Annotated in this window: 25 protein-coding genes; 8 read left to right on the top strand and 17 right to left on the bottom strand. The window is 52.4% G+C overall.

All coding sequences use genetic code 11. The features are described 5' to 3' along the window. Position 1: 1 nt before the first annotated feature. The 10 genes from phoB to ABWV33_RS11965 form a co-directional block, all read right to left on the bottom strand. Entirely contained in the window at positions 2 to 691 is a 690-nt protein-coding gene (phoB, locus tag ABWV33_RS12010) for a phosphate regulon transcriptional regulator PhoB (protein ID WP_113824219.1), read from the bottom strand. 6 nt (positions 692 to 697) lie between these two features. Continuing rightward, the gene (gene phoU, locus ABWV33_RS12005; protein ID WP_113824218.1) at positions 698 to 1,405 is read right to left on the bottom strand and encodes a phosphate signaling complex protein PhoU; all 708 of its coding nucleotides are present in this window, start codon (positions 1,403 to 1,405) and stop codon (positions 698 to 700) included. Between the two features lie 17 nt (positions 1,406 to 1,422). Beyond that, entirely contained in the window at positions 1,423 to 2,220 is a 798-nt protein-coding gene (gene pstB, locus ABWV33_RS12000; RefSeq protein WP_113824217.1) for a phosphate ABC transporter ATP-binding protein PstB, read from the bottom strand. 14 nt (positions 2,221 to 2,234) lie between these two features. Then, positions 2,235 to 3,590 (bottom strand): phosphate ABC transporter permease PstA, encoded by a 1,356-nt coding sequence (gene pstA, locus ABWV33_RS11995; protein ID WP_353330989.1) that lies wholly within the window; start codon positions 3,588 to 3,590, stop codon positions 2,235 to 2,237. Then, positions 3,587 to 5,065, bottom strand: coding sequence for a phosphate ABC transporter permease subunit PstC (pstC, locus tag ABWV33_RS11990; protein WP_353330987.1), 1,479 nt, complete (start codon positions 5,063 to 5,065; stop codon positions 3,587 to 3,589). Before pstC ends, pstA begins: the two co-directional genes overlap by 4 nt. A gap of 99 nt (positions 5,066 to 5,164) precedes the next feature. Next, positions 5,165 to 6,220, bottom strand: coding sequence for a substrate-binding domain-containing protein (locus ABWV33_RS11985; RefSeq protein WP_113824214.1), 1,056 nt, complete (start codon positions 6,218 to 6,220; stop codon positions 5,165 to 5,167). 198 nt (positions 6,221 to 6,418) lie between these two features. Continuing rightward, positions 6,419 to 7,465 carry a sensor histidine kinase gene (locus tag ABWV33_RS11980; RefSeq protein WP_353330985.1) on the bottom strand — a complete coding sequence of 349 codons (1,047 nt, stop codon included), beginning with the start codon at positions 7,463 to 7,465 and terminating at the stop codon, positions 6,419 to 6,421. 136 nt (positions 7,466 to 7,601) lie between these two features. Then, a complete protein-coding gene (locus ABWV33_RS11975) occupies positions 7,602 to 8,126 on the bottom strand; it encodes a gamma carbonic anhydrase family protein (protein ID WP_164617221.1) in 525 nt (174 codons plus the stop codon). Continuing rightward, positions 8,123 to 8,764 (bottom strand): guanylate kinase, encoded by a 642-nt coding sequence (gene gmk, locus ABWV33_RS11970; protein WP_113824211.1) that lies wholly within the window; start codon positions 8,762 to 8,764, stop codon positions 8,123 to 8,125. Before gmk ends, ABWV33_RS11975 begins: the two co-directional genes overlap by 4 nt. A 19-nt stretch (positions 8,765 to 8,783) precedes the next feature. Beyond that, the gene (locus ABWV33_RS11965) at positions 8,784 to 9,674 is read right to left on the bottom strand and encodes a YicC/YloC family endoribonuclease (protein ID WP_353330983.1); all 891 of its coding nucleotides are present in this window, start codon (positions 9,672 to 9,674) and stop codon (positions 8,784 to 8,786) included. 241 nt (positions 9,675 to 9,915) lie between these two features. Here ABWV33_RS11965 and ABWV33_RS11960 point away from each other — a divergent pair, with 241 nt between their 5' ends. Beyond that, the gene (locus tag ABWV33_RS11960; RefSeq protein WP_353330981.1) at positions 9,916 to 10,605 is read left to right on the top strand and encodes a PAS domain-containing protein; all 690 of its coding nucleotides are present in this window, start codon (positions 9,916 to 9,918) and stop codon (positions 10,603 to 10,605) included. 90 nt (positions 10,606 to 10,695) lie between these two features. On the opposite strand, the gene ABWV33_RS11955 is transcribed toward ABWV33_RS11960, so the two are convergent. Then, positions 10,696 to 12,066, bottom strand: a complete 1,371-nt coding sequence (locus ABWV33_RS11955; protein WP_113824208.1) for a class II 3-deoxy-7-phosphoheptulonate synthase — start codon at positions 12,064 to 12,066, stop codon at positions 10,696 to 10,698. A gap of 168 nt (positions 12,067 to 12,234) precedes the next feature. On the opposite strand from ABWV33_RS11955, the gene ABWV33_RS11950 reads away from it, so the two are divergent. After that, positions 12,235 to 13,239, top strand: coding sequence for a GlxA family transcriptional regulator (locus tag ABWV33_RS11950; protein WP_113824207.1), 1,005 nt, complete (start codon positions 12,235 to 12,237; stop codon positions 13,237 to 13,239). Positions 13,240 to 13,245: 6 nt separating this feature from the next. Here ABWV33_RS11950 and ABWV33_RS11945 read toward each other — a convergent pair whose 3' ends face one another. Both ABWV33_RS11945 and ABWV33_RS11940 read right to left on the bottom strand, forming a co-directional pair. After that, positions 13,246 to 13,659: a hypothetical protein gene (locus tag ABWV33_RS11945; protein ID WP_353330979.1), complete on the bottom strand. Its 414-nt coding sequence runs from the start codon at positions 13,657 to 13,659 to the stop codon at positions 13,246 to 13,248. Positions 13,660 to 13,692: 33 nt separating this feature from the next. Next, the gene (locus tag ABWV33_RS11940; protein ID WP_353330977.1) at positions 13,693 to 14,808 is read right to left on the bottom strand and encodes a PQQ-dependent sugar dehydrogenase; all 1,116 of its coding nucleotides are present in this window, start codon (positions 14,806 to 14,808) and stop codon (positions 13,693 to 13,695) included. A gap of 170 nt (positions 14,809 to 14,978) precedes the next feature. Between ABWV33_RS11940 and ABWV33_RS11935 the strand changes: the two genes are divergently transcribed. From ABWV33_RS11935 to ABWV33_RS11915, 5 genes are all read left to right on the top strand, one after another. After that, a complete protein-coding gene (locus tag ABWV33_RS11935) occupies positions 14,979 to 16,175 on the top strand; it encodes an ABC transporter substrate-binding protein (RefSeq protein ID WP_121999608.1) in 1,197 nt (398 codons plus the stop codon). A gap of 131 nt (positions 16,176 to 16,306) precedes the next feature. Continuing rightward, the gene (locus ABWV33_RS11930; RefSeq protein WP_113824203.1) at positions 16,307 to 17,092 is read left to right on the top strand and encodes an ABC transporter ATP-binding protein; all 786 of its coding nucleotides are present in this window, start codon (positions 16,307 to 16,309) and stop codon (positions 17,090 to 17,092) included. 79 nt (positions 17,093 to 17,171) lie between these two features. Further along, entirely contained in the window at positions 17,172 to 17,885 is a 714-nt protein-coding gene (locus ABWV33_RS11925; protein ID WP_353330974.1) for an ABC transporter ATP-binding protein, read from the top strand. Continuing rightward, positions 17,886 to 18,899 (top strand): branched-chain amino acid ABC transporter permease, encoded by a 1,014-nt coding sequence (locus ABWV33_RS11920; RefSeq protein WP_113824201.1) that lies wholly within the window; start codon positions 17,886 to 17,888, stop codon positions 18,897 to 18,899. After that, entirely contained in the window at positions 18,896 to 20,200 is a 1,305-nt protein-coding gene (locus ABWV33_RS11915; RefSeq protein ID WP_353330972.1) for a branched-chain amino acid ABC transporter permease, read from the top strand. Before ABWV33_RS11920 ends, ABWV33_RS11915 begins: the two co-directional genes overlap by 4 nt. A gap of 77 nt (positions 20,201 to 20,277) precedes the next feature. Here the strand turns inward: ABWV33_RS11915 and ABWV33_RS11910 are convergent, their stop codons facing one another. Then, complete coding sequence (locus ABWV33_RS11910; RefSeq protein ID WP_353330970.1) at positions 20,278 to 21,819, bottom strand: helicase HerA-like domain-containing protein; 1,542 nt, start codon at positions 21,817 to 21,819, stop codon at positions 20,278 to 20,280. 456 nt (positions 21,820 to 22,275) lie between these two features. Between ABWV33_RS11910 and ABWV33_RS11905 the strand changes: the two genes are divergently transcribed. Then, on the top strand, positions 22,276 to 22,884 hold the full coding sequence (locus tag ABWV33_RS11905) for an invasion associated locus B family protein (protein ID WP_174217225.1): 609 nt from the start codon (positions 22,276 to 22,278) through the stop codon (positions 22,882 to 22,884). Between the two features lie 441 nt (positions 22,885 to 23,325). Here ABWV33_RS11905 and ABWV33_RS11900 read toward each other — a convergent pair whose 3' ends face one another. From ABWV33_RS11900 to lpxD, 3 genes are read right to left on the bottom strand one after another with little or no spacing between them, the layout of a single operon-like run. Continuing rightward, positions 23,326 to 24,534: a beta-ketoacyl-[acyl-carrier-protein] synthase family protein gene (locus tag ABWV33_RS11900; protein ID WP_353330968.1), complete on the bottom strand. Its 1,209-nt coding sequence runs from the start codon at positions 24,532 to 24,534 to the stop codon at positions 23,326 to 23,328. A 13-nt stretch (positions 24,535 to 24,547) separates the two neighbouring features. Further along, complete coding sequence (locus tag ABWV33_RS11895) at positions 24,548 to 24,805, bottom strand: acyl carrier protein (protein ID WP_113824196.1); 258 nt, start codon at positions 24,803 to 24,805, stop codon at positions 24,548 to 24,550. A 47-nt stretch (positions 24,806 to 24,852) separates the two neighbouring features. Further along, positions 24,853 to 25,929 carry a UDP-3-O-(3-hydroxymyristoyl)glucosamine N-acyltransferase gene (lpxD, locus tag ABWV33_RS11890; protein ID WP_353330966.1) on the bottom strand — a complete coding sequence of 359 codons (1,077 nt, stop codon included), beginning with the start codon at positions 25,927 to 25,929 and terminating at the stop codon, positions 24,853 to 24,855. Between the last annotated feature and the right edge of the window lie 36 nt (positions 25,930 to 25,965).

Raw genomic sequence — 25,965 nt, 5'->3', positions numbered from 1 at the left:
CTTAACCCAACGCATAACCCGCGCCGCGCACAGTTCGCACTGGATCAACACCACCAAATTGGGTCAAAGCTTTACGCAACCGGCCAATGTGGACGTCTACGGTGCGCGTATCAACATAGATATCCCGCCCCCAAACACGATCCAAAAGCTGCTCACGACTCCAAACCCGCCCGGGCTTTTCCATGAACGTCGACAGCAACCGGAATTCAGTTGGCCCCAATTTCAACGGGTTTTCATCCCGACTGACTTTGTGCGTTTCCGCATCCAGAATGATGTCGTCAAACTCCAATCGCAGCCCAACTGTAGAGGGTCGAACCCGTCGCAACTGAGAGCGCACGCGCGCCATCAATTCCACGATGGAGTACGGCTTAACCACATAATCGTCAGCCCCGGTTTCAAGACCGCGCACTTTGTCGACCTCTTCAGAGCGTGCAGACAACATAATGATCGGGATCGAACGAGTCTCGGGGCGCGTTTTCAATCGGCGACAAACCTCGATTCCGCTCAGGTTCGGCATCATCCAATCCAGAACAATGATATCCGGGTTGTCTTCATCCACCAAAAGCAGCGCTTCTTCACCGTTCTCGGCTTTGGACACCTTAAAACCTTCGGCCTCAAGGTTGTAAGCCAAAACTTCACGCTGTGCGTGCTCATCTTCGACAACAAGGACTGTCGGCTGATCTGCTGACATTGGACCTTACTCCTTTGATGGAACTGAGGTGACGTCTGCTTTTGGACGCGCGTCTTCTGGGCGCGAACCCGTAACCAGATAGACCACCTGCTCTGCGATAGAGGTCACGTGATCCCCCATACGTTCGATGTTCTTGGCGATGAAATGCAAGTGCATACATGCGGTGATGTTGCGTGGATCTTCTGCCATAAAGGTCAGAAATTCTCGAAACAGAGCATTGTACATCTGGTCCACTTCGTGGTCACGCGTGATCACATCCATCGCCAACTCCGCATCCCGCTGAATATATGCATCCAATGCATCCTTGAGCATCAACTCCACTTCGCGCGCCATCCGTCGCAATGCAGCGGCGCTGTCGTTCACGGGAGGTGTTTCAACCAAAACTGTGGTGCGTTTGGCAATGTTCTTGGCATAATCGCCAATCCGTTCCAGGTTTGCTGAAACCTTGAGAACGGACAAAACCAAGCGCAAATCACTTGCTGTTGGCGACCGCAATGCGATCAAACGGGCGGTTTCTTCGTTGATGATCTCTTCGAGGGCATCAATTGCTTTGTCTCCCGCCCGAACTTCGGTAGCCAGCTCGACATCCCGGGTTTCAAGTGACCGCGCAGCGCTCATAATGGCTGCCTCGACCAGCCCGCCCATCTTCATGATATGGGCCTGAACAGCTTCAAGATCACGATCATAAACGGATGTAATATGTTGTTCTGTCATGTTTATGTCGTCCTGACTTAGCCGATCCGGCCGGTGATATAGCTTTCGGTGCGTGGGTCTCGGGGATTGGTGAATATCTGTCCCGTTTCGCCGAATTCAACCAAGTTGCCCAAATGAAAAAACGCGGTTTTCTGACTGACACGTGCGGCCTGCTGCATCGAGTGGGTCACGATCACGACGGAATAGCTCTGACGTAACTCATCAATCAATTCTTCAACCTGCGCCGTTGCAATCGGGTCGAGCGCGGAACACGGCTCGTCCATCAGCAAAACCTCGGGTTCGGTTGCAACTGCGCGGGCAATGCACAACCGCTGCTGCTGACCACCTGACAGGCCCGTACCAGGAGCATCCAGGCGGTCTTTAACCTCATTCCAGATCGCACCGCGACGCAGGGATTTCTCAACGATGTCATCAAGGTCGGCTTTGTTCCGAGCCAAACCATGGATGCGCGGCCCATATGCAACGTTGTCATAAATCGACTTGGGGAACGGATTTGGCTTTTGAAATACCATTCCGACTTTGGCTCGCAGCTGAACTGGATCGACGCGTTTGTCGTAAATGTTCTCACCATCCAACAGGATCTTGCCCTGCACCCGACAAACATCAATTGTATCGTTCATCCGATTGAGACAACGCAAGAATGTGGATTTTCCGCAACCCGAAGGGCCGATAAAAGCGGTTACGGTTTTTTCTTCGATCTCGACGTTCACGTCTTTAATCGCATGGGTTTCACCGTAATAGACCTGAACGTCTGTTGCGGAAATCTTGGTTTTACGTGTTTCCACATCTCTCTCCACGAGTGTCATGTCGTTCATTGTTCTACCCCTTCTTACCAGCGGCGTTCAAAGCGGCGGCGCAGGATCACAGCCACCGTGTTCATGGTGACGAGGAAGACCAGAAGGATGATGATACCACCCCAGGCGCGTTCATAAAATGCTGGGTCCGCGCGTTTGGCCCATTCGTAGATTTGCGCAGGCATGGCCGAGTTGGGATCCAACAAGCCTGATGCAACGCTGTCCGGCGCATTTGAGGCGATAAAGCCAACCATACCGATCAACAACAGCGGTGCCGTTTCCCCCAGCGCCTGAGCCGACCCGATGATTGTCCCAGTCAGAATACCGGGTGCTGCCAAAGGCAAAACATGGTGGAACACCGCCTGCATCTTGCTTGCCCCGACCCCCAGCGCCGCATCACGGATGCTCGGCGGAACGGACTTCAGCGAGGCACGTGTGGAAATGATGATCGTCGGCAATGTCATTAGTGTCAGAACCAGACCACCAACCAACGGCGCAGATGTGGGCAGATGCATGTAATTGATAAACACGGCCAAACCAAGAATACCAAACACAATCGATGGAACCGCAGCCAGGTTTGAAATATTGACCTCAATGATATCGGTCAGCCAATTTTGCGGGGCGAACTCTTCAAGATAGATTGATGCAGCGACACCGATTGGCAAGGCAAGACCAAGCACGACAAACATCATGGACAACGAACCCAACATCGAAACGCCCATTCCCGCGGCTTCGGGACGTTGGTCAGATGCATCTGCGCCCAGAATGAAGTCGATGTTAAAGGTCTTTTTGATGGTTCCTGTGGCAACCAACTCATCAACAAGATCAAGTTGCTCGGGGGAAATACTCTTGTCGTTTGCGATGCTATCGCGGCTTACGCGCCCCTTCATGTACCCATCCACGCGACTGTTGGTCAGGAACCGGAACGTGACTGTCTCGCCAATCATGTCAGGGTTCGCGATCACGTAGTTCCGCAACTGACCTGCTGCGCTTTTGGACAGCAATGCGGCCTGCTTTTTTAACTTCAGATCGGTTTCAATTCCTAGCTCAGCAACCTTAGTCTTGAATGCGTTCTTGATCAGAGGAGAGTACCCAAACGTTGTGACCTTTTTGATGTCATCAATGTTGCGGGTTCCCTTCTTGTCCAGTTTCTTTTCCAGCAGTTCCACATCCAGTGTGATGAAAGTCTGGCTGTAGGCCCCAACTCCTTTTCCAAGGATCGTTGTGACCAACACAACCAGCATCAACAGACCGACGGCAATCGCCGCAATTCCATAGATCTGAAAGCGTTTTTCAGCACTGTTGCGTTTGATGGTACGGGGGTTCGGCGTGAGCAACGAACCAGCGTGTTTACTGGACCCGTTTTCAGGTGTTTGACTGATATCACTCATTCGTACTGTTCCCGGTATTTGCGCACGATCAACAGCGCCAGAACGTTCAAGCCCAAGGTCAGCACAAAGAGTGTCAAACCCAAAGCAAAGGCTACCAGCGTTTCAGGGCTGGCAAAATCGGTATCTCCGGTCAGCTGACTTACGATACGTGTGGTAATAGTTGTCATAGATTCCAGCGGGTTGAGCGAAAACTTGGCGATTGCACCCGCACCCATAACCACAATCATAGTCTCACCAATAGCGCGCGACGCTGCCAGCAAAACCGCTCCAACGATGCCGGGCAAAGCGGCGGGCAAAACCACCTGTCGCACGGTTTCCGACTTCGTCGCGCCCAGCCCCAAAGACCCATCGCGCATGGATTGCGGAACTGCGTTGATAATATCGTCCGACAACGAAGATACGAACGGGATCAACATGATCCCCATCACAATGCCAGCCGTCAAAACAGAGGTTGCACCGGCCATCCATTCGACACCAAGCAACCCATTATCACCGCGCCCGAAAACTCTGACCAGCATTGGCCCAACGGTCAACAAAGCAAACAGACCATAAACAATGGTCGGAATACCGGCGAGAATTTCGAGCAGAGGTTTGGCAAAAGCTCGTGTCGCCCCGGACGCATATTCGGACAGGTAAACAGCCGCAAACAAGCCAACCGGAACCGCAACCAACAATGCGATGAAAGAGATGTAGAGTGTGCCCCACAGGAGCGGCAAAATCGAAAGTTCGCTGTCTCCGCGGAAATTCGGGGCCCAGGTCGTGCCAAGGAAAAAGTCTTTCCAGTCATGTAGGCTAAAGAAATTGAGCGTCTCGAACAACATCGAAAACACGATTCCGACAGTTGTCAAAATCGCCAAAGACGCCGCGAAAATCAGCAAGGCCAGAACTCCGCGTTCGACCACGTTGCGGGCGCGGAAATCTTTGTGCGTTTTAGAATAGGCAAAGGCGAGACCGCCAATTGCCAAGACCGCTACAACCACATTCATTGCCAATGAGGCAGTCGCCGTTAAATTGCGATAGCTCTGTGCAGCTTTTAACACTTCGGGACGGACATCAGACCCAAGGGCAACACCGTATTCACCTAAACGTGCTCGAACATCAGTCGTTTCTGCATTGATGGCCCGTGAATCAGCCTCAGTCATGCCACCCAAACTTACCGCAAGATCAAGACCGTCTGCGACCCGTCGCACATCCGACATCACCAGACCACGAGTGCTGCTTTCAGGGATCAATTCAGCCGGGATCGTCCGCGACACTTGCGTGTCGATGATCATCGGTTGCGCCAGAACCCAGATTACAAGAACACTAAGCGCAGGAATAAGAGCAGTCAGTGCTACGTTCATACCGTAGTAAATCGGCAGCGAATGCAGGTCCCGCGTATCGCCACTAGCTGACTGTAGGGCGCGATTACGCCCAACAAAAAAGCCAATGGCTGACAGGACAAACAGTGAAACAACGAGCCAAATCGTCGGCATCTTGGGCTCCAGTCGCGTCAAGCGATCCAAGGTGAGGAAAGTAATAAAGCCGAGGCAAGATCGCCCTGCCCCGACCAATCGTGTTAATCCGTCAAAGGATTAGGAGTTGCCACCCATGATGGCTTCGTCTGCGACAGCCTCTTGGGTTTTTTCCAACTCTGGATCAGCAACCAAACCGTATTCAGACAGAGGGCCGTCCGAACCAGCGATTTCATCTGCAACAAAGAATTCAGCGTATTCTTTCAGACCTGGGATCACACCGATGTGGGCTTTCTTCACGTAGAAAAACAACGGGCGCGATACAGGGTATTCGCCGGTTGCGATGGATTCAGTCGAAGGAACGATGCCCGACATGGTCGCAACTTGCAGCTTGTCGGTGTTGTTTTCATAAAACGCCAGACCAAAGACACCGATGCCGTCTTTGTTGCTTTCGATGCGGGCCAGTGTTTCAGTATAGTCGCCATCGATATCAACTGAACGACCATCTGTGCGCAGCGCGATGCAGGCCTTTTCAGCGGCTTTCTTTTTCTTCTTGGCGGTGTCGCCTTCAGCGGCTGCTAGGTGGTGCTCGAATGCGCCGGTGGCTTCACAGCCCGCTAGGATCACCTTATCTTCGAACACTTCGCGTGTGCCGTGCTTGGTGCCTGGAATGAATGCTTGGATATCCTGTGCCGGGAACGCTGGGTTTACGTCGGCCCATGTTTTTGCTGCGTTTGGAACCATCTTGCCGTCAACCAGAACAGTGTCGGACAGAGCCAAATACCAATCGGTTGGGGTGAATTCAAAAGTCTGACCTTTGATGTCAGACGCAAAGACGATGCCATCATAGCCAATGCGCACTTCGATGATGTCGGTCACACCATTTTCAGCACATTTTTTGATTTCTTTTTCTTTGATCTTACGCGAAGCGTTTGCAACGTCGATTGTGCTTTCGCCAACACCTTCGCAAAACCGCTTGAGGCCAGCCGAAGAGCCACCCGATTCAACAACAGGCGTCGGGAAGTCAAAGTTTTCGCCAAAGGCTTCGGCCACGATCGAAGCATACGGCAGAACAGTTGAAGAGCCTGCAACCTGCACCTGATCACGCGCGGAGGCAGCGGTGGCAGAAACGGCCGCGATGGCCAGAGCAGAAGCGGTGAGTTTCACAAAAGACATTTCAGTCTCCTTGGGTCAGTGAATTGGTTTGGTCATCCCCATGATGACCTTGGGGCGAGGATTAGAAGATCTGCATGTGGCTTTTGTGACAGCTATGTAACAGCTTCATGACAACCCCCAAAAAATGTGACACTCAACCAAAAAAAAGGCTTTGCACAGCAGGCTTAATGGTCTGGACATTTCTTGAAACCAAGACAGTTAGCGTGGCAAAATGACTGTAAAAACAGTTCCTTGACCTAATTTGCTTTCAATCCGCAACCGACCTCGATGACGGTTAATGATGTGTTTCACAATCGCCAGTCCAAGGCCCGTTCCTCCCAATTCGCGAGAACGGTGATTGTCACCTCGATAAAATCGTTCGGTCAGCCGAGGCAGGTGCACGGAATCGATTCCGGGACCCTTATCTGCGATTTGGATGTGGATCGCCGGGGCACGGATCGCTGGATCGCGCTCAACCTGCGTCAGAGACACATCTACAACGCCTCCGCTGCCGCCATATTTTATCGCGTTTTCAATGAGATTGGTAAACACCTGCTGCAATTGATCAGGATCCCCTGCCACGATCAAGGGGGCCTTTGGCGCGACCAAATTCAAATCCACTCCGGCAGATTCAGCGAGCGGGCGAATGGAGTTTAACGTCGACGCAAGCTGAGCCGTCAAATCGACCTCTTCTTTGGGACGCACCCGTTCTTCGCTTTCGACGCGGTTCAAGGACAACAAATCCCCCACAAGACGATTCATCCGATTGGATTCATCATCCATGATTTTTAGAAACCGATCGCGTGCTTGTGAATCGTCCCGGGCGGGTCCACGCAGTGTTTCGATGAACCCCATCAAGGCGGTCAAAGGGGTTCGCAATTCGTGACTGACATTGGCGACAAAGTCGCGGCGCATTTGTTCGGCATGTTCAAGATGGGTCACATCCATGAAGGTGACCATTACAGCGCCCCCTTGCACTGCTCCGATGCCATTCACATACCGACAATGCACCACATAAGTGGTATCACGTGCGCCATCGTTGGACAGGTGACGCGTCTCGCGCGGGGCCTTGGAACGTAAGCTGGACTCAATCGCCTCAATGACCAGCGGTTGGCGTAGAATGGTCGCGAAATGGCGCCCGGTAATGTGTTGCCCAAGCAACGCGTGTGCATCAGCATTTGCGCTAATGATCCGCTCAGACTGATCCACCAACAAAGCGGGTAACGGCGTAGCCGACAAAAATGCAGTGTTGAGATCGTTAGACATCGCGAGGGCCTCAGGTTGTATCGTTTGTCGGCCTTGCTACGGCATGAATGTAAAAATGATGCTGCACTCCGTAGTGTGCGGCCTTCGAATACGATATCGCAAACGGGCTTTTCAATTCCCCATGTCGACTGGATGTTCAGTCCACTTTGGTCAGGGTCTCCCGGAATTTCCGCATGTTCTCTTGGTAATGCAACGCTCCCATTGTGATACGTTGCGCGTTCGCTTCGTCAACCTGACGTACAACTTTGCCAGGTGAACCCATCACCAAAGAATTGTCTGGGATCTCTTTGTTCTCTGTGACCAATGCCCCGGCCCCAATCAAGCAATTCTTACCAATTTTTGCCCCGTTCAGGATCGTGGCACCCATACCGACCAAGGAGTTGTCGCCGATGGTGCAGCCATGCAGCATGACCTTGTGTCCGATTGTGCAATTTTTGCCGATGGTCAGCGGATACCCTGCATCAATGTGCATGACACAGTTTTCCTGAACATTGCTGCCCTCGCCCACACGTATCTCCTCGTGGTCGGCGCGAATGGTGCATCCGAACCAAACAGACGATCCGGCCTCCATCACAACCTTACCAATTAGGTTGGCATCTGGCGCCACCCAAGTGTCTTCGTGAATTTGTGGCGAATGGCCATTCAAAGCGTAAAGGGTCATGACATTTCCTCGAATTCGGATTGCAATGTACGAACGTGCGCCTGCAGGTTTGGCTGCTGAATGCGACGCATGCGTTCCGCGCTTATGATGGTTCTGAGCTTTTCCTCGGTCTGATCCAGATCATCATTGACCAGCACATAATCGTAATAGCCCCAGTGGCTGATCTCATCCCAGCTTTTCAACATCCGCTTAGAGATCGTGTCGACGCTGTCTTGTCCCCGGGTTTCCAGCCGGCGCCGCAGTTCCCGGATCGAGGGCGGCAAGATAAAGATCGACAAAGCATGTTTGCCCAAATCGGAATTTCTGATCTGGATTTCCCCCTGCCAATCGACATCAAACAACACATCACGCCCGGATTCGATGGTGTCACGAACGGGCCCGGCGGGTGAGCCGTAGAAATTGCCGAACACGTGCGCGTGCTCCAACATTTCCCCTTCAGTGACTTGCTGTCTAAAATTGTCTTCGGACATGAAATAGTATTCGCGCCCGTGTTCTTCGCCCGGACGCGGGGCCCGGGTGGTGGCCGAAACAGAAAACTTCAACCCCTCGTCCCAGCTCCTGAGGCGGTTTGCCAAAGTTGATTTCCCGGCTCCCGATGGGGAGGACAAAATGATCAAGAGGCCACGGCGATCGGACATATCGTACAGTTTCCTGTCTTTATTCTACGTTTTGAACTTGCTCACGCATTTGATCTATAACGGCCTTTAGCTCAAGGCCAACAGCCGTAAGTTCAGCGTTTTGCGATTTAGAACACAACGTGTTGGCTTCGCGGTTGAATTCTTGCATCAAGAAATCAAGCTTCCTCCCCACAGCTCCGTCTTGGGACAACAAATCGCGCGCCGTTGCTATATGGGCTTTCAGGCGGTCAATTTCTTCGGTGACGTCTGCTTTGACCACCAACAAAGCCAATTCCTGCGCCACTCTGTCTGCATCTGCGCCATCCGTATTGTCCAATACGCGCGCAAGATTGGTCTGAAGCATTTCCGCCATCGCGTCACGACGTTTCAAGGCAAGAGCCTCAGCGGTTTCGGTAAACTGTGCGACCTGATCCAACTGGCGTGACAGGATTTCCAACAGGGCAGACCCTTCAGCCGCTCGCATCTGCAGGAAAGCCTCAACCAAAGGGGCAAATTCCGTTTTGATCTGCGCAACCAACGGGGCTGGATCATCGGCCCCCACAGTTGCATCCATCATACCGCGAATGGCTAGCAAGTCCGACGCTTTGGACGGCGCCAGAGTCACACCACGATCCATCGCTTGCTGTTCGATTTCTGACAATGCACTTAACACAGTATCAAGCACATCAGGGTTGAGCGTCATAACACCCGCATCGTCAGCGCGCGATAAACGCAACGATAGGGTAACGCTGCCTCGTGCAACGGCTTTGCTAAGCGCGGCGCGCAGGTGCGCTTCGAGGCCCTCAAGCCAATCAGGGACACGAATCCGCAGATCCAACCCCTTGGAATTCACACTGCGCAGTTCCCAACTCCAATTGTGCGGTTGGAGTTCCCCCTTGGACGAGGCAAAGCCAGTCATTGATTTTAGCATTCTAGCACGCTCCGCGTTTTGTTTCAGGGGGTCGAAAGGGTTCGAGCACCTAATGCCATAGTGCGTTGCAGAGCAAGCCCTTGCCCAAACCCATTACATTTTTAGGGGATTAACCATTCGTTAAAGATTTGCTCCAAAATTAAGTCAATCCATGACAGATTAACGATTGAGTAACCTGTATTAATTATCGCGATGCTGACCCAAAAAGAGGCTGATTGCGAGGGAAGCAAGGGTGTGTGACATGAGGACCTTTTTTAACAACCGTTCCAAGGCTCATTCAGGTAATGTTGTCTCGATGGACGGTTTTCGCGCGGGTCCCAGCCTTTCTCCTATTCGTCAGGCCGAGGCTTATTGGACGGCATTGCGTGCAGAGAAATCTGCAGGCGGCGTTCCATTTCGGTCTGACATTGATCCGCGCGGCCTTGAAAACATACTCGAGTATTCGTTCATTCTGGAACGCATTGCACCGGGCATCGCACGCTTTCGTTTGGCTGGTAATCACCTGAATGACATAGCCAGCATGGAAGTTCGGGGTATGCCGCTGACCGCCTTCTTTACCACCCAGTCCCGTGCTGAAATTTCAGCAACGCTTGAACATATCTTTGATACCCCGGCAGTCGCAGAGTTGCGCTTGTCTCGGGAAAAAAAGTTTGGTCGGGCAACACTTGAAGCCCGTATGCTTCTGCTGCCTCTCAAAAGCGATTTCGGCGACGTGAGCCGTGTATTGGGTGTGTTAGTGGCAGATGGCACCCCCGACAAAGGGGCGATCCGATTTGATATCCTCGGGTCGGAACTGCGGGCCCTGTCGGGCGAACCGGGCGGTCAAAAGCGACCTAACCAAAGCCAAGCCATCGCTGAGCAGAACTCGGTGAGAACTCCGGAACACACAGCCTGTTCGCACCTCAATCTGGTTGCCAGCAACGACCCGTAATACGCGCGCTTCACGAACTGAAAATTTCACAAAAGAAAAGGCCCAGAGCGGAGTTCTCTGGGCCTCGTTCATTTGTCTTTTGTGCTGTGATCAACCGGCTTGGCGTTTGATCCGATCTTGACGCAGTTGCGACAGCTCCTCGGCTACAAGGAACGCGAGCTCCAGCGACTGATTTGCATTCAAACGCGGATCACAGGCGGTATGGTAACGATCGCTTAGCGAGTCTTCGGTGACAGCGCGGACACCGCCCGTGCATTCCGTCACATCCTGACCGGTCATCTCAAAATGAACACCGCCAGGAATTGTGCCTTCGGCCGAATGCACACCGAAGAATTCGCGCACTTCACGCAATACAGAATCGAACGGACGTGTTTTATACCCTGTCGACGATTTGATCGTGTTGCCGTGCATCGGATCGCAAACCCATGTGACGTTTGCCCCCTCTTCCTGAACGGCCTTGATCAAGCGCGGCAAATGTTCACCAACATTACCGGCCCCGAAACGCGCGATCAGGGTCAAGCGACCTTCTTCGTTCGTTGGGTTCAGCTTGGCCATGAGAACTTTCAGGTCTTCGGCAGTGGTCGAAGGTCCGGTTTTCAAGCCGATCGGGTTCAAAACACCACGACAGAATTCCACATGGGCGCCATCAGGTTGACGCGTCCGGTCTCCGATCCAGATCATGTGACCTGAACCAGCAAGCCAATTGCCGCTTGTGGAATCAAGACGGGTCAACGCCTCTTCGTACTCAAGCAGCAGGCTTTCATGACTGGTGTAGAACTCTACCGATTGCAGCGTATGCGCAGTTTCCTGTGTCACACCTGCGGCACGCATAAAGTCCAACGTGTCGGTGATCCGGTTGGCAACTTCGCGGTAGGCTTCGGCCTTTTCGCTTTCAGTAAAGCCAAGTGTCCATTGGTGCACTTGGTTTACATCCGCATAGCCACCTGTCGAAAACGCGCGCAGCAAGTTCAATGTAGCAGCCGCTTGTGTATAGGCCTGCAACATTTTGTTGGGATCAGGAAGGCGCGCTTCGGGAGTAAAGGCCAGCTCGTTGATGATATCACCACGATAGCTGGGCAGTTCCAACCCATCGATCACCTCGGTTGGGGCGCTGCGTGGCTTGGCAAATTGACCAGCCATACGGCCGACTTTGACGACAGGCACCTTAGCGCCATACGTCAATACCATCGCCATTTGCAGCATAACCTTAAAGGTATCGCGAATCGCGTCTGCGCTAAATTGTTCAAAGCTTTCGGCACAATCCCCGCCCTGCAGCAGAAAGGCTTCGCCACGTCCGGCAGCAGCAAGATGCTGCTTTAAGCGACGAGCCTCGCCTGCAAACACCAGCGGCGGGTAATTAGAAAGCTGGCCCTCAACCGCAGTTAAGGCTGCCTGATCGGTATAGTCGGGCATCTGAACCCGCGGTTTCGCGCGCCAGTTCGATTTTTGCCACTCACTCATTGCTCTCTTCTCCGCTGAAGGATGTCAGAGGCACTCTATACAAAATCCCGAAACCAGAGGCCATATGCGTTTTGCAGCTCTTGACGTCGTAATAATGCTCTGATCATGCTACTCTTCACGTCAGCGAACACACCCACCCCTGACGTAGCGTAAAAAAGGACCCGCGCCATGCAAGAGCAACGTCAAGTTGTCACTGTGGACACCGAAAGCAAAAAGCCCCGCCGCTTTATATTTGTCCTTTTGGACAGTTTTTCTATGTTGTCATTCGCCTCAGCAATCGAATGTCTGAGAATCGCCAATCGGATGGCCAATCGCGAGCTGTATGAATGGAGGCTTGTCGGTGAAGGCGGCGATTCCGTAACGTGTTCCGCTGGCACCACTTTCAAACTGGATGCCGACCTTGATGATCTGCTTCGCGATGATGTCGTATTGCTTTGCAGTGGCATCAACGTCCAACAGGCCACCAGTAAGCGGCTCATGGGTTGGATTCGCCGTGAATCGCGTAAGGGCATTCTCATCGGCGGTCTGTGTACCGGTGCCTATGTGCTGGCGCGTGCCGGGTTGCTGGATGGTAAGAAAGCGACGATTCACTGGGAAAACGCCGACAGCTTTATCGAAGAATTCGATGAAGTAGAGCTGACCAAATCCGTCTTTTTAATTGATGGCAATCGGATGACCACTGCAGGTGGTACATCTTCAATCGATCTGATGCTCAAACTGGTTGCCAACGATCACGGCGAAGAGCTTGCCAATGCCGTCGCCGATCAATTGATCTATTCGTCGATCCGGACAGATCAGGATACGCAACGTTTGTCAGTTCCAACCCGGATTGGCGTGCGGCACCCCAAGCTGAGCCAAGTTATTCAGATGATGGAAAAGAACATCGAAGAGCCGATCAGCCCATCGATTCTGGCCAAAGATGTTGGTATGTCCACGCGTCAGTTGGAACGCCTGTTCCGCCGCTATTTGAACCGGTCTCCTAAGCGGTACTATATGGAGCTTCGCCTACAAAAGGCGCGGAATCTTTTGATGCAAACCGATATGAGCGTAATTAACGTCGCGCTTGCGTGTGGATTTGCCAGCCCTTCACACTTTTCGAAGTGCTATCGCTCACACTACAACACCACACCATACCGCGAACGAGGTGCGCAAGCAGCCCGGCTGTCGGTTTAACTGAAATCAAAATTTTTCGAAAATTTTGTCAGAGTTGGTGTTGAGGTTAAACTTCAACACCACGACTCCTTCTTCGCGATGATGTAGAAGCGAATAAAAGTAGACGTAACTGCTTTTCGCGTTCCAAAACACCCTCATTTCCTGCGTAAATGAGGCGCTCAACCTAACGTTTTTGATCAGTTCCGTTCCGGTGAAATCAAACGGCATGACATTCAACAATTGCGCGTTGGTCGATCTCAGCTGCGCATCGGTGTATTCGTCGTCACCCCCCAGCTGTTTGATCAGAGGAATAAAATCACGCGACATAACTTTGCTATCTACAAAATCCACATAGTCCTGATGGGTCTTGAACAGGGGTATTTCAGCGTGAAGGACCCCAGGAAACAGGGTGCAGGCTAGAAAAACCAAAATACGTGACATTGAATTCCCCTCAATACATCCAAGATCAGGACTCTAGCGGTTCGGGGACATTCGGTAAACGGCACCCTGCCCGACCGAAAGAAACCAGATCGTGCCATCCGGCGCTTCGACTATGTCACGGACACGCTCTGCCTGTTTGCTGCTCAGCTTTTCGACTTCTCGAAGGCTTCCACCATCAAGACGGCTGATGTAGTCGAATTTGAGTGAACCAACGAACAGATCTCCTTTCCAGCGCGGCCACAACTTACCAGAGTAGATCATCAATCCTGATGGTGCGATCGACGGATCCCAATAGAATTTTGGTTGCTCCATGCCGAGTTTGGTTGTGCCTTCTCCGATCTTCTTACCTGAATAATGAACCCCGTAGGCAATCACGGGCCAGCCAAAGTTCGCGCCTTTTCGGATCAAATTGACCTCATCCCCGCCCTGTGCGCCGTGCTCAACAATCCATAGACGCCCCTTTCGATCCAAAGCGGCGCCCTGTGGGTTTCGGTGTCCAAAGGACCAAATTTCGGGCTGTCGCCCCGGATTTCCGACAAAGGGATTATCGCGGGGCACCGTTCCGTTTCGCTTGATTCTGACGACTGTGCCATTGTGATTGGATACATCCTGCGCCGAGTTCCGATCTCCGCGCTCACCAATTGTCACAAAAAGCGAGCCGTCGTGCGCCTCGACCACCCGGCTACCGAAATGACGCCCACCGCTGTTGGGCCCCGTCATTTCAAACAAAACCCGCACATCGTTTAGTCGCTTGCCATCAGCACTGAGACGCCCAACGGCCAGAGCTGTACCTGCTCCGCCTTTTTGGCGTTTTGCGAAAGTCAGGAAAATCTCTCGGGTGCTACCAAAATCGCGCGGGACCATAACGTCAAGCAGCCCCCCCTGGCCCTTGGCAGAAACCTTTGGAACACCGGACACTCGGCTTGCCTTTCCATCTCTTACAAACAGTAAGTGACCGTCGCGTTCCGTAACAAGGTATCCGCCTCCGGGCAGAATGCCGATGGCCCAAGGCGTATCTAGACCACCTAGCATCTTGGTGACCGTTACCTGCCCAACGCCTGCATCGATGTGCCCAGTCGTTTCCGACAATAAAACACCCGGCTTCCAGATCGAAGCAAACAGAATCAGCAGAATCACACGCATGACCATTCCTCAGAATCACCGTCCATTCCGGAGATAATAACGAACGATTTGGCCAGATTAAGCTTCAAGGCTCCGTTTTTCAGGATTCAGAACACGTTACTGTTAGGACTTTTCTTTTATTGGCAGCTTGCCTAGGCTCATGATCGAACGAAAACGTTCCAATAAGGGAGTACCTCATGAAAAAGCTGCTTATGGCCACCGCTGCCTCAGCTCTGATGGCCACCACTGCAATGGCCGGCGGTCACGCCAAAGAAGTTAAACTCGGCATCATCTTCGGCTTTACCGGTCCGATTGAATCGCTGACACCACCAATGGCTGCAGCTGCCGAAATGGCGATGAAAGAAGTTACCGACAGTGGTCTGCTTTTGGATGCTGCGACTGTGACCCCAATTCGCGCGGACTCGACCTGTATCGATTCTGGTGCGGCGACGTCTGCAGCCGAGCGTCTGATCACATCTGACGGTATCAACGGTCTGGTTGGCGGTGACTGCTCGGGTGTAACCGGTGCGATCCTGTCCAACGTGGCGCTGCCAAACGGCATGCTGATGATTTCGCCTTCTGCAACTTCGCCTGCTCTGTCGACAGCCGAAGACAATGGCCTGTTCTTCCGCACTGCCCCATCGGATGCCCGTCAGGGTGTTGTGATGACCGAGATCCTGATGGAACAGGGCGTTAAAGAAGTCGCTCTGACATACACCAACAACGACTACGGCAAAGGTTTGGCAGATAGCTTCCAGCAGGCATTCGAAGCCGCAGGTGGCACAATCACCATCACCGCAGCTCACGAAGACGGCAAAGCAGACTATTCGGCTGAAGTTGGTGCATTGGCAGCCGCTGGCGGCGAAAAGCTGGTGATTGCTGGTTACGTCGACCAAGGCGGTTCAGGCGTAATGCGTGCGGCTCTGGATTCTGGCGCGTTTGATACATTCCACTTCCCAGACGGCATGTACGGCGCCAAGCTGGAAAGCGATTTTGGTGACGAAATCGACGGATCAACAGGTCAGTTGCCTGGCACTGACAGCCCCGGCGCAGACACCATCAAAGCGATGGGCGAAGCAAATGGTTTCGACGGCACATCTTCTTTCGTGTCTGAATCCTACGACGCTGCTGCTCTGATCATGCTGGCGATGCAGGCTGCAAACTCCAAAGACCCTGCCGATTACAAAGGCAAAGTCATGGACGTTGCCAACGCACCGGGTGAAAAAATCTATCCGGGTGAGCTGGCCAAAGCCCTGCAGATCCTCAAAGACGGCGGCGAAATCGACTATGTCGGTGCAACCGCGGTTGAGCTGATTGGTGGCGGTGAGTCTGCTGGCAACTACCGTCAGTACGAAATCAAAGACGGTAAGATCACCACTGTCCAATTCCGCTAATGTGGAATTGACCATTCTAAGAGGCAGCCCGGGACTTGTGCCCGGGCTGTTTCTATACCAAAAGGTCGCACCTCAAATGGATGAGGCCAATAAAACAAAGGGACCGCGCCTGATCGCGGCCGGGGGAAATCATGATCGTCGTCGAAGACGTGCATAAGCACTTTGGCGGATTTCATGCGGTGGACGGAGCATCGCTGGAGATCGCTGAAGGTACCATTACGGGGCTTATCGGCCCAAATGGCGCCGGAAAAACAACACTTTTCAACGTGATAGCTGGCGTTTTACCACCCACCAGCGGCAAGGTCACGATGGCCGGTGAGGACATCACTGGATTGCCTCCGCACACTCTTTTTCACAAAGGGCTGCTGCGTACTTTCCAGATCGCGCATGAATTCAGCTCAATGACGTGTCGCGAGAATCTGATGATGGTTCCGGGTGCTCAATCCGGTGAAGCATTGTGGAATACATGGTTCGGACGCAAACGCATTGCTGACGAAGAACGCGCGTTGAAAGCCAAGGCCGATGAGGTTCTTGAATTTCTGACAATTGAACATCTGGCGGATCACAAGGCCGGGCAGGTTTCTGGTGGACAGAAGAAATTGCTCGAACTTGGCCGTACCATGATGGTTGATGCCAAGATTGTATTCTTGGATGAGGTTGGTGCCGGGGTGAACCGCACCCTGTTGATGACCATCGGCGACACAATCATGCGGCTGAACAAAGAGCGCGGGTATACCTTTGTCGTGATCGAACACGATATGGATTTCATCGGCAAGATTTGTGGCCCCGTCATCTGCATGGCCGAAGGCAAGGTTCTTGCCGAAGGCTCGCTTGCTGAAATCAAAGCCAACGAACAGGTCATCGAGGCTTATTTGGGCACTGGGCTGAAAAACAAAGAAAAACTGGAGCAAGCATGAGCGTTGTGACTTCTGTTTTCCAGGGGATCTGCCCCTGTTTGCATGATGTTTTTGGCCAACACAAACAAGGAGCGATCCGATGTCAGAACCGTTTCTGATCGGGGACACGATGACCGGTGGCTACGGTAAGGGCCCGGACATTCTTCACGATTGTACCATCGCTGTGAATCCCGGCGAGATTGCCGTTATTGTTGGTCCGAACGGCGCTGGGAAATCCACCGCGATGAAGGCCGTTTTTGGAATGCTTGATGTTCGTTCAGGTTCTGTCCGGTTGGATGGTGAAGACATCACCAAACTCAGCCCACAGACGCGCGTGGTCAAAGGCATGGGCTTTGTGCCCCAAACCAACAATATCTTTACATCGATGACCGTCGAAGAGAATTTGGAAATGGGTGCGTTCATTCGTACAGACGATTTTTCGGACACGTTGGAGCAGGTTTACCATCTCTTTCCGATCCTGAAAGACAAACGGTATCAAGCCGCGGGTGAATTGTCAGGTGGTCAGCGTCAGCAGGTGGCCGTAGGTCGTGCGTTGATGACCCAGCCCAAGGTTTTGATGCTGGATGAACCCACTGCTGGCGTGTCGCCAATTGTCATGGACGAACTGTTTGATCGTATTATCGAAGTCAGCCGAACCGGTTTGCCGATCCTGATGGTCGAACAAAACGCCAAACAAGCCCTTGAAATCGCGGACAAAGGCTATGTCCTGGTTCAAGGCGCCAACGCATATACGGGAACTGGCAAGGAATTGCTCGCAGATCCCGAAGTGCGCAAATCATTCCTGGGGGGCTAAATGGTCGATTTCCTCAATGCCCTTGTGGCACTTTCCAATTTTGTTCTGATCCCCGCCATTGCTTACGGCAGCCAGCTTGCTCTGGGTGCTTTGGGTGTGACGTTGATTTATGGAATCCTGCGGTTTTCGAACTTTGCCCATGGTGACACCATGGCATTTGGCGCGATGATTACGGTTCTGATTACGTGGTGGATGCAGAGCGTCGGTATCAACCTTGGGCCGCTACCAACTGCCTTGCTCGCCCTGCCCTTTGGTATTCTTGGCTGTATGGCTTTGGTTCTGTTTACGGACCGAGTCGTTTACAAATTCTATCGTGAACAAAAGGCCAAGCCGGTGATCCTTGTGATCGTTTCGATGGGCGTCATGTTCATCATGAACGGTCTCGTGCGTTTTATCATCGGGCCCGGCGATCAAAAATTCGCGGATGGTGAGCGGTTTTTGATCTCTGCCCGTGAGTTCAAGCAATTGACGGGTTTGCGCGAAGGCCTGGCGATCAAAACCACGCAGTGTTTGACCGTTGTTGTTGCCATTATTTGTGTGGCTCTGCTGTTCTGGTTTCTCAACAAAACGCGTACTGGCAAATCGATGCGCGCTTATTCGGACAACGAAGATCTTGCGCTGTTGTCTGGTATCAACCCGGAACGTGTTGTCATGTATACGTGGCTGATTGTGGCGACACTTGCCACTGTTGCCGGGGTTTTGTACGGCCTCGATAAAACCTTCAAACCCTTTATCTATTTCCAGCTTTTGCTACCTATCTTTGCCTCAGCCATCGTTGGTGGTCTTGGCAATCCCTTGGGCGCAATTGCAGGCGGGTTTGTCATCGCGTTTTCCGAAGTCACCGTGACCTATGCCTGGAAAAAAGTGCTGAAATACTTGCTGCCGGAAAATCTTGAACCGTCCAGTCTCGTTCAACTTCTGAGTACGGATTATAAGTTCGCTGTCAGCTTTGTCATTCTGCTGATCGTTCTTCTGTTCAAGCCTACGGGCCTCTTCAAAGGGAAATCGGTATGAGCGAGATGATAAAAAACACCGCGCTCTTTGCGCTTGTTGCCGCATTGATCTTGATTACAGGCTTTTACCAAAGCTGGAACTCGGCGATCTTTATTCTGAACATGGGGTTGATTTCGGCCGTTATGGCGATTGGTGTAAACCTACAATGGGGGTTTGCCGGGTTGTTCAACGTCGGGATCATGGGGTTTGTTGCCCTTGGCGGTTTGGCCGTTGTGCTGATTGCCGAAGTTCCGACCCCTGGTGCGTGGACCAGTGGCGGGGTCGGCGTGATCATGGCCCTGATCCTTGGCGCGATGACAATCGTCGCGGCCACAGTTCTCAACAAAATGATGCAACCTGGGCGCTCGCGGACATTGATAATGCTGGCGATTTTGATCGGCGGGTTCTTTCTGTTCCGCGCGGTTTTTGATCCCGCGGTTTCGGGGATCGAGAAAATCAACCCAGCCGCGCAAGGCAATATCGGAGGTCTTGGCCTGCCTGTTCTGTTGGCGTGGCCTGCTGGTGGTCTATTGGCTGCCGGAGCTGCCTGGTTGATCGGTAAAACGGCTTTGGGTCTCCGGTCTGATTATCTTGCGATTGCAACGCTCGGCATTGCAGAGATCATCATTGCCGTGATGAAAAACGAAGATTGGTTGGCGCGTGGCGTTAAGAACGTGATCGGTCTACCGCGTCCGTTGCCAAACGAGATCGACCTGCAAAACGATCCCGGTTTTGTTGAATCCGCCGCCTCATTGGGTCTGGATCCGGTGACTGCATCTACGCTCTATGTAAAGCTGGGGTATTCGGTTCTGTTCACTGTGGTGCTTTTGGTTCTGCTTTGGATGGCGCAAATGGCGCTGAAAAGCCCATGGGGGCGCATGATGCGTGCCATTCGTGACAACGAAGTTGCAGCAAGAGCAATGGGTAAAGACGTCACAAAACGCCATCTGCAGATTTTCGTCCTTGGTTCGGCCATCTGCGGTGTCGCAGGGGCAATGATGACTACTCTGGACGGTCAGCTCACACCAGGGACTTATCAGCCATTGCGTTTTACCTTTTTGATTTGGGTAATGGTGATCGTAGGTGGATCTGGCAACAACTTCGGTGCTGTTCTGGGGGCCATGCTCATTTGGTTCCTTTGGGTGCAGGTCGAACCGATGGGGTTGTTCTTCATGGAACTGATCACTTCTGGCATGGCTGATGACAGTGATCTCAAAAAGCATCTCATCGATAGCGCGGCCCATATGCGGCTGCTTACGATGGGGGTCATATTGCTTTTGGTTCTCAGGTTTAGCCCACGCGGGCTTATCCCTGAAAAATAGAAAAATACGCCGCGCTCTGCAAAGAGCGCGGCGTTTTCATTTTAGGGGCGTTCCTGGCAGACAGGCCGAGAAAAGGGTCAGCGCCCTTTAAAGAAACTACCCAAAATACCGCGCACAATCCGCCGCCCTGTCGTGCCTTTCAGCTCTTTGATGACGGCTTCGCTCATCGCCGAGGCAAAGGTATCTTTCTTTCTGCGATAACGGGACGACGACCGACTGACACGAGCTCCTGAATAGCGGCGTGCCGCAGAATATTCCCGCTGCATCGCGGGTTGGTCCTCTTCTTCGGCTTCCGCTGTTTCAGCAGCTTGTGCTGCATCCTCGGCGCGTTTGGCTAAAATTTCATACGCTGATCTACGATCTTTAGCGGTGTCGTATTTTCCCGCCATATCTGAGGCCGCAAGAATCGCCTTTCGTTCGGCCCCCGTCAGCGGTCCCAATTGTGAGCTAGGAGGGCGGATCAACGTCCGTTCCACAATGCCCGGTACCCCCTTTTTCTGCAGCATCGAGGTGACCGCTTCACCAACGCCGACTTCGCGAATGGCATCTTCTGTCTTGAACCGTGGGTTGTCGCGATAGGTTTCAGCCGCAAGTTTCAGGTTCTTACGGTCCTTTGCAGTAAACGCTCGCAACGCATGTTGTACCCGATTTCCAAGCTGGCCGAGAATGTCCTCAGGCACGTCTGCTGGGTTCTGTGTAATGAAATAGACACCTACCCCTTTGGAGCGGATCAGACGGGCTACCTGTTCAACCTTGTCGATCAAAACCTTGGGAGCGTCATCAAACAGCAGATGGGCCTCGTCGAAAAAGAACACAAGCTTGGGTTTGTCTGGGTCACCAACTTCGGGCAGCTCCTCAAATAGTTCACTCAGCAACCAAAGGAGGAACGTCGCATAGAGACCGGGGGCTGCCATCAATTTGTCTGAGGCAAGTATGTTCACCATACCCTGTCCGTTTTCATCAACCCGGATAAGATCAGCCAGATCCAGGGCCGGTTCCCCAAACAGTTTGGCTCCACCTTGGTTTTCTATGACCAATAATCGGCGCTGAATTGCTCCGATCGAAGCTGTCGACACGTTGCCATAGCGCAGCGAAAGTTTGCTCCGGTTTTCACCAATCCAGACAAGCAATGCTTGCAAGTCTTTCAGATCAAGCAGTGGCAAACCCTCTTCGTCTGCCAACCGGAAGGCGATATTCAAAATACCTTCTTGTGCTTCGGACAGTTCCAGCAAGCGCGACAGCAGCAACGGACCCATTTCTGAGACGGTTGTGCGCACAGGATGACCCTGTTCGCCAAACAGGTCCCAAAAGGTAACAGGCATGCTCCCATAGGCAAAATCACTGAACCCTATGGTCTGAGCCCGCTCTAGAAAAGCACCATGCAATTTGTGGTCCGCACTGCCGCTTTTGGCTAAGCCTGACAGGTCACCCTTTACATCAGCCATGAACACCGGAACACCCGCTTGCGAAAACCCCTCGGCCAGGATTTGCAGGGTCACCGTCTTGCCGGTTCCCGTCGCACCTGCGATCAAGCCATGCCTGTTTGCGTACTTCAACGATAAGCCTTGGCGCTCGCCATATGACTCACCACCGCCGCCAAGAAAAACCTCTGTACTCATGGAGTTATTGCCTCAAATTGTATCGTTCTATGCCAACCATACAAAGTTAACCTTTGGCTGCGATAGTTCTTTCTGTTCCTGCCCATTTTCGTTTTCTGGGTAGGGACGTTTTTCCTCCCTGTCAGACTAGCCGTGCCCTTGGGCACGGCCTTTTTGTAACTCAATCAATCATAAGGGTTTTCAAGTAATCAAAATTCTTGTCACAAAATTTTCTGTTAGCTGTTGACCGATCTCTCCCCCTCTCGTAACCTCCGCTCAATAACTAAGTCGGCCAGTCCGACGGGGAGAAAAATAAGGAAAAGGAGATCGATATGCGGTCTCCTTTTTCTTTTGCTTTCCGACCAATCGGATCAGCGAATTCTTGTCAATTCCCAGTTACGTCACCCAATTGCGACTGACACTGGAACCGGGGCATGCTAGACGAATTTCAAGCAGTTTCGATGAATGAGGCATCAGATGAACATTACACGACTCTCCGCACTGAGCGCTCTTGCGCTGCTGACCATGACAGCGGGTGTATCGGCCCAGGAAACAACAACGCCCGAAACCGAAGACGCGAAACCTGTCGAAGAGGTTTTGGATCTCGGTCAACCCGTTGCCGAAGGTCCAGCTTTGGGTCAGCGGTATTCGAAAGAAACATTTGGGTCTTGGGATTTGGCTTGCGTCAAAACTGAAGCAGAGACAGACCCTTGCTCGCTTTTGCAAGTTCTGACGGACTCTGCGGATAATCCGATGGCCGAATTCTCATTGTTTCGGCTAGAGTCCGGTCAAGCCGCAGTTGCTGGCGCAACCATTGTGGTCCCGTTAGAAACCTTGCTGCCCGCACAATTGACTATTTCTGTCGATGGCGCCCCGGGCAAACGATACAATTATTCGTTTTGTAACCCTATTGGCTGTGTCGCTCAGATTGGCCTGACGCAAGCTGACATTGATGCGTTCAAAAAAGGGGCAGAAGCAAAAATCTCTTTGGTTCCTGCACCCGCGCCTGATCAGATCATCGATCTTACAATGTCGCTGAAAGGGTTCACGGCGGGGTATGATATTGTTGACGTTGTCAGCAACTGATTTACCAACCGCGACCTAGAAAAATTCTGACCCTTTACGGACCAGCTTTTTCCATGAATTATTTTGCAAATATCGGTGATGTATTTCACCGATATTTTCATTTCTGGTATCTTCGGACGAACCGGTTTTTTTCCTATTGAAGCCAGACAGGAAAGCAAATGAATGTCACCAATACTCATTCAGCCAAGGGGCGTGTAGACGATCTAAAACATAGCCGGATACTGAGTTGCATAGCGCGACATGGAGGCGAAAGAGAGGCTTCGCGCCCTCGGCAGCACGGGCCTAGGCTGAAAGACGGCAGTGACAGGGGTCTATAAGGGACCTGGAGAATTTCTTGCGCTGAGAGATCCACACCTATGGTGCAAGTATTTATTAATAACACTTCTGGCAAAGAACTGAGTAGCCGGAACTTGGCTCTTAGTACTTTTTTGTTTTCAAATCTCAAATTTTGCGCAAGGCGAGCACCGCATTGAGACCGCCAAACGCAAATGCATTGCTCAAAACCACATCCACGTTGGCATCGCGGGCCTCATTCGGCACTACATCCAGCGCACATTCTGGATCGGCCTCTTCATATCCAATCGTCGGGGCAATCACCCTGTCTTTCAGGGCCATAATGCAGGCCAAAAGCTCAACAGCGCCGGTTCCACCAATCAAATGCCCGTGCATCGACTTGGTTGAAGAGATCATCAGGTTGTCCGCATGCGGGCCAAACACGTCTGCGACAGCTGCGCATTCTGTTTTGTCGTTGGCCGCCGTACCCGTTCCATGTGCATTGATATACCCGACATCTTCGGCGTTGATCCGGGCATCCGATAGGGCCCCTGCCATTGCTCGTGCAGCGCCCTGCTTCGAGGGCATAACGATATCTGTCGCATCAGAAGACATAGCAAAGCCGGCAACTTCGCACAAAATCTCGGCACCTCTGGCACGCGCGTGTTCGTATTCTTCGAAAACAAACACACCAGCGCCTTCGCCTTGAACCATGCCATTTCGATTTGCGCTGAAGGGGCGACAGGCATCCTTGGACATGACGCGCAATCCCTCCCAGGCTTTGACACCACCAAAGCACAGCATAGACTCAGAGCCGCCTGTTATCATTGCCGGGGCCATTCCACTGCGAACCATCGTGAAGGCCTGTGCCATTGCATGGTTGGACGAAGCGCAAGCCGTCGAAACCGTAAAGGAAGGCCCTTTGAGGTTATATTCCATGGAAACGTGACTGGCGGCTGCGTTGTTCATCAATTTAGGTACCACAAACGGGTGAACACGGTTTTTCCCGTCTTCATAGACAGACCGGTAATTATCATCCCATGTGCTGACGCCGCCACCCGCGGTTCCCAGAACTACACCAGACCGGGCAGACATTTCTCCGCTGAACACGATCCCTGATTGCGTAATTGCTTCTTTTGCGGCGATTAAAGTGAACTGAGTGAACCGATCATACAGTGTCATTTGTTGGCGGTTGAACCGCCCTTCAGCTTCAAATCCATGAACTTGGCCGCCAATTTTTATCGTGAGCCTGTCGACATCGCGAAAATCCAAAGCCCCAATTCCGCACTGCCCTTCGCGCATCGCCGTCAACGTTTCGGGCACAGAATGTCCCAGAGCATTAATGGTTCCAGCCCCGGTAATAACAACGCGTTTCATGATATGACGCCTGTTAAACCTTTTCTGCCACAAGCCTTTCGATCCCCGTGACGATAGCCGCCACATTTGAAAGATCGAATTCGCTTTGTGTCGTTTCATTGGCGTTGAAGGGAATTGAGATGTCAAATTCCTCTTCGATAGCAAAAATGCTCTCTACCAGCCCTAGACTGTCGATTCCCAAATCTTCAAGAGTGCTTTCGTGTGTGACATCGGAAGGTTCCAAAACGGCCTGCTCCGCGATGATGGCGATGACCCGGTCGTTGATGCTCATGACGATCCTCTACATGTTGATCTGAGGCTGATTTAATCGCTTAGCCTCTATTTGGAAACCGTCTTTTTTAGATCAGCTACGTCACGTTGCAGGCGTGGCAGGCGTCTCTGCGCTTTGTAAATCTCTGTATGTGTTTCCATCTTTACCGCAGGATATCCCATAACAACACGCCCCGCAGGAACGTTGGTCAAGATTTTGCTTCCACCAGCTGCTACAACACCGTCTCCGACAAAAATATTGTCAGACACACCGCACTGCCCACCAAACACAACGTTGTTGCCGACCTCAACAGACCCGGAAATACCGGTTTGTCCACATACAAGACAGTCTTTTCCAATACGCACATTGTGTCCGATGTGAACCAAATTATCCAACTTAGTTCCAGATCCAATATAGGTGTTCCGTATGGTTCCATTATCGATAGTACAATTGGCACCTATTTCTACATCATCGCCAATCTCGACGGCCCCGATCGAGTGAATTCTCATCCAACTTTGCGCTTTGGCGTCCCCTTGGTCACCAAGCGACTTTCGCGCGTTTTCGACCCCGGACACCTCTGGCGTTACAAAACTGAAACCATCAGACCCAATGCGTGTTCCGGGTTGTCCAATAAACCGGTCACCGATGATGGCCCGGGCACCGATACTGACCATTTCCCGCAGAAATGTGCCCTGCCCAACTGTGGCCTCCATACCAATGTAACAATGTGCTCCGATCACTGATCCAGCCCCAATGCGTGCCCTGGCACCAATCACGGTTAAGGGGCCGATCGATACGCCCGCTTCGATAATTGCGCTGGGATCGATAACCGCAGCCGGATGGACCCCCTCTGGAACACCCTGCCCAGCATCCATCATCTGCGTGACACCCGCCATCGCCATCCGAGGTCTCGGCGTGAAAATCGCAGCCTCCAGCCCAAATGACTGCCAATCTGCGCCGGGCCATACAATTGCTACGCGCGCCTGTCCTTGGCGAAGGGCGTCGCCGTATTTAGGTGACATTGCCAAAGCAAGATCCTGCACGGTCGCATCAGCCGGTTCAGATGCCCCGCATACAATTAGGTCTTTGTTTCCCGCTGCTTCAGCTCCAAGAGCCTCCGCGATGTGTTGCACTGTGAATTCCATGCCTAAGACCCCAAGGTGACTGTGGTGGTCTGATGT

Source organism: Phaeobacter sp. NW0010-22 (genome assembly GCF_040365955.1).
Classification (GTDB): Bacteria; Pseudomonadota; Alphaproteobacteria; order Rhodobacterales; family Rhodobacteraceae; genus OMPR01.
This window is presented reverse-complemented; position numbering and strand designations above follow the sequence as displayed.

Coding starts and splice junctions, on each gene's coding strand:
- phoB (WP_113824219.1), bottom strand. CDS start 691: ATGTCAGCAGATCAGCCGACAGTCCTTGTTGTCGAAGATGAGCACGCA.
- phoU (WP_113824218.1), bottom strand. CDS start 1,405: ATGACAGAACAACATATTACATCCGTTTATGATCGTGATCTTGAAGCT.
- pstB (WP_113824217.1), bottom strand. CDS start 2,220: ATGAACGACATGACACTCGTGGAGAGAGATGTGGAAACACGTAAAACC.
- pstA (WP_353330989.1), bottom strand. CDS start 3,590: ATGAGTGATATCAGTCAAACACCTGAAAACGGGTCCAGTAAACACGCT.
- pstC (WP_353330987.1), bottom strand. CDS start 5,065: ATGCCGACGATTTGGCTCGTTGTTTCACTGTTTGTCCTGTCAGCCATT.
- ABWV33_RS11985 (WP_113824214.1), bottom strand. CDS start 6,220: ATGTCTTTTGTGAAACTCACCGCTTCTGCTCTGGCCATCGCGGCCGTT.
- ABWV33_RS11980 (WP_353330985.1), bottom strand. CDS start 7,465: ATGTCTAACGATCTCAACACTGCATTTTTGTCGGCTACGCCGTTACCC.
- ABWV33_RS11975 (WP_164617221.1), bottom strand. CDS start 8,126: ATGACCCTTTACGCTTTGAATGGCCATTCGCCACAAATTCACGAAGAC.
- gmk (WP_113824211.1), bottom strand. CDS start 8,764: ATGTCCGATCGCCGTGGCCTCTTGATCATTTTGTCCTCCCCATCGGGA.
- ABWV33_RS11965 (WP_353330983.1), bottom strand. CDS start 9,674: ATGCTAAAATCAATGACTGGCTTTGCCTCGTCCAAGGGGGAACTCCAA.
- ABWV33_RS11960 (WP_353330981.1), top strand. CDS start 9,916: ATGAGGACCTTTTTTAACAACCGTTCCAAGGCTCATTCAGGTAATGTT.
- ABWV33_RS11955 (WP_113824208.1), bottom strand. CDS start 12,066: ATGAGTGAGTGGCAAAAATCGAACTGGCGCGCGAAACCGCGGGTTCAG.
- ABWV33_RS11950 (WP_113824207.1), top strand. CDS start 12,235: ATGCAAGAGCAACGTCAAGTTGTCACTGTGGACACCGAAAGCAAAAAG.
- ABWV33_RS11945 (WP_353330979.1), bottom strand. CDS start 13,659: ATGTCACGTATTTTGGTTTTTCTAGCCTGCACCCTGTTTCCTGGGGTC.
- ABWV33_RS11940 (WP_353330977.1), bottom strand. CDS start 14,808: ATGGTCATGCGTGTGATTCTGCTGATTCTGTTTGCTTCGATCTGGAAG.
- ABWV33_RS11935 (WP_121999608.1), top strand. CDS start 14,979: ATGAAAAAGCTGCTTATGGCCACCGCTGCCTCAGCTCTGATGGCCACC.
- ABWV33_RS11930 (WP_113824203.1), top strand. CDS start 16,307: ATGATCGTCGTCGAAGACGTGCATAAGCACTTTGGCGGATTTCATGCG.
- ABWV33_RS11925 (WP_353330974.1), top strand. CDS start 17,172: ATGTCAGAACCGTTTCTGATCGGGGACACGATGACCGGTGGCTACGGT.
- ABWV33_RS11920 (WP_113824201.1), top strand. CDS start 17,886: ATGGTCGATTTCCTCAATGCCCTTGTGGCACTTTCCAATTTTGTTCTG.
- ABWV33_RS11915 (WP_353330972.1), top strand. CDS start 18,896: ATGAGCGAGATGATAAAAAACACCGCGCTCTTTGCGCTTGTTGCCGCA.
- ABWV33_RS11910 (WP_353330970.1), bottom strand. CDS start 21,819: ATGAGTACAGAGGTTTTTCTTGGCGGCGGTGGTGAGTCATATGGCGAG.
- ABWV33_RS11905 (WP_174217225.1), top strand. CDS start 22,276: ATGAACATTACACGACTCTCCGCACTGAGCGCTCTTGCGCTGCTGACC.
- ABWV33_RS11900 (WP_353330968.1), bottom strand. CDS start 24,534: ATGAAACGCGTTGTTATTACCGGGGCTGGAACCATTAATGCTCTGGGA.
- ABWV33_RS11895 (WP_113824196.1), bottom strand. CDS start 24,805: ATGAGCATCAACGACCGGGTCATCGCCATCATCGCGGAGCAGGCCGTT.
- lpxD (WP_353330966.1), bottom strand. CDS start 25,929: ATGGAATTCACAGTGCAACACATCGCGGAGGCTCTTGGAGCTGAAGCA.